This is a genomic window from Mycobacterium shunyiense (assembly GCF_058270035.1).
Map to the genome: position 1 here is coordinate 1 of NZ_JBZDPT010000039.1, position 2,667 is coordinate 2,667.

Sequence of the window (2,667 nt, forward strand, 5' to 3'; positions counted from 1 at the left end):
GACGAGCCGCCACCGGAACCCGCCAACCACTACACTGACCGACGCTCACAGGTGAGGAATTTCGCCGAGCACACCTGGGGACGTTCAATGAGCGCAATCAACCGTTGAGTCGTAGGTCATGTCACTGAATTCAACGCCAGCGTGATTGATGGTTCCCCAGCGAATTGGCAGGAACTGGTAGATGAGATTGGGACGTTGCGGCACGTCGATCCGTCCTGTCGCCTCAACCATTGCGTCCCACATCTCTAGGGGGCACAACTTGGCCTCGGAATCGGCTTGCTCATAGCCGGGGACCACGATCCCGGTATGGCCGGTGCGGTGATAGTCCAAAGCGACAAACCGCCGCAGGTGTTCCTGCAGTTCATGTGCGGTCAGAAGGGGTTCTTGGCTGACCAACCGGCCACGCTCGGAGACGTTTCGTCCCTTGTATCCTGGGATCTGTTGCAGCGCACGCTGAATGGTTTCGTGCCACCGTTCGACCTGCGGATTGTCTGTCGGCTTCTTGCCTCGACTCAACAGCAGATCGATGCCGAGATCGCGCAGCAACGCGATGAACCACTCGGAAATGAAGATGGATCCGTGGTCGCAGTGGATGGCGTCGGGCATCACTGATGGGATGGCGTGGTCGCCTTGCAGCGTCGAGAAGTCCGGTGCCACGTGACGGTATGCAGTGTGGACATGAACCTCAGAGAAGTCGACCGCAGATGGCAACCCTACCCATCGCCAGTCACTCACCGTGGTTCCAGCGACGCGCAGGGAAAACGGCCGGCATACGTCGTAAAGGAGCAGTCCGGCTTCCAATCCTTTGGCGCTACGGGGTACGACGCGCAACGCGAGGATCACTCGAGTCGCGACGTCGATGGCAGTGAGGATCTCTACGCTGATGGCTTTTCCACTGAGAGGGTCGAACACGAGGTTGTCGGCGCGAGTGGCATCGATAGCCACCACTTGTCCCGGTCGGATCGCGGGATAGTGGCGGGTACCCGAAACCTTCTGTAGGGCACGGGTGCGTTGCGAGCGAGTAGTTCTGCCTTTCTGGCGTTTGAGGGTGGACAGAAACTGCTGCGTGATCCGTTGTGGTGTCACGCAGTCAGTAACTCCGTTGTTGCGCAGTTTGACCCGGATACGGCGATCGAGTTCGGATAGCGAGACGGTCGAGATGTCTCCGTCGAGCGTGTCGATAACCTCGGGCGCCATTTCACGGTAGGGATCTTCGATGAGCTCCCAGAACTTACTTTCGCGAAGACTCCGCCCGTCGATCAAAGCCCGCAGGCCACCGTTTTTGAAGCGACGCACCCAATTTCGGATGGTGCTGGGATTAGGCCCAGCGGAATCTGATTCCTCGCCTAGACCGCCACGTGGCCGCCGGTGGCTCTGACGCTGGCTTTGGCTCTCCAAGACGAGAAGCTCGGCCATGACCGCGCAACGGTGCGACTCCGATTCTCCGAAATCTGGACCGAATGGGTAGCGCGGTTCGCCAGGCCGGGCAAGTTCGGGGTGCCCCTCGCGGAATCCAGTCAGGATTTCTTGGACGATCTCCAGACGTTCGAGCGCCTGTTGCCGCACGTGCTCATGAAGCCTGTCCCACAATGGCCTTAACGGCTCCATGAGTTCGACTGCGTCTGTGTTGCGCAAATTCTGAATGGTCGGTAAATCCTCGTACCGATGAGATGTGACCTCACCGTAGACGTTACGAAGCTGGACCTCGCCCTTCGGTACTGCGACAACAACGGCCGTACCCTTTTCGGTGAGTATTCGGGCACCGGCAATGAGTGTCGTGCGGCCATCAGCCATCTGCGCACTCCGGTCCGAGCGTGACGACCGTGTCCAGCGTCCATGACGCTGTCACGTCAATCTGTAACTTATTGCACCACAGCAGATGCCACATGGTCGAGATGAGCTCGCCACTGCCGTCGTCGTGGGAAAATACGCCTGCCACAGTGGACCCACCCTGCCCCACCGCTAGGCGAACTAGGTCTTCACAACGAAATGCCCACGGCGGTTTGCGGCGAAAACCATTCAGCCACAGCATGTTCAAGCGCTCGATTTCCCCCATTCCGGCGAACAGTTCGTAACGCCATCCCACCAATGGGCATACCTGACGGATCACCGCGCTTGCCGCCAGGAAGTCATCGTCTCGTCTCTCGGGCCCGCGAACGTCCCATACCGTCGGCGCTCCGTCGGTATGCACCGACAGAATGTCTGGAGTGTGGCCCTGAATAGACCCACTCCACCGTAACGTGAACGGCTGCGGCAGGATTCGCGATATTGTGGGATCGCGATCGAGCCTGCGGACCAGGTCGTGTTCCAGCCCTGACTCCAGTGAAACGAAGTCTCCGTTGGTCATCGAGTAGACGGTCGCAGGGACGTGGCGATTGTGCTCGGACGACTGGGGCTGACGCACCGGGGTCAGCTGATCTAGCGGTGGCGGAGCATCGCCTGGCCATGACCATTCCGTGACCGGCGCTCCAGCGACGCTGAAATACCACGCCAAACGCAAACCGGCGCTGCTGGCGGCGGGAACACCGTCATTAGCATCAGCAGCTCGACACGAACGCATCGCCTCGACTGAGGGGGACCCGTTTGGTGGTCCAGTCGCTATGCGACTTGGGGTTGGTGGGTCGTGGCCCACTGTAGGGCAAACTCGGCTGGGGTGAGTTCGTCGTG

The 2,667-nt window shown here is 59.8% G+C and carries 2 protein-coding genes; both read right to left on the reverse strand.

Annotation, left to right across the window (positions count from 1 at the left end; translation table 11 throughout):
• Nucleotides 1-84 precede the first annotated feature (84 nt).
• A complete protein-coding gene (locus tag AC4ELS_RS21265; protein ID WP_499049170.1) occupies nucleotides 85-1,794 on the reverse strand; it encodes a transposase family protein in 1,710 nt (569 codons plus the stop codon).
• On the reverse strand, nucleotides 1,787-2,560 hold the full coding sequence (locus AC4ELS_RS21270; RefSeq protein WP_499049172.1) for a TnsA-like heteromeric transposase endonuclease subunit: 774 nt from the start codon (nucleotides 2,558-2,560) through the stop codon (nucleotides 1,787-1,789). Before AC4ELS_RS21270 ends, AC4ELS_RS21265 begins: the two co-directional genes overlap by 8 nt.
• Nucleotides 2,561-2,667 lie beyond the last annotated feature (107 nt).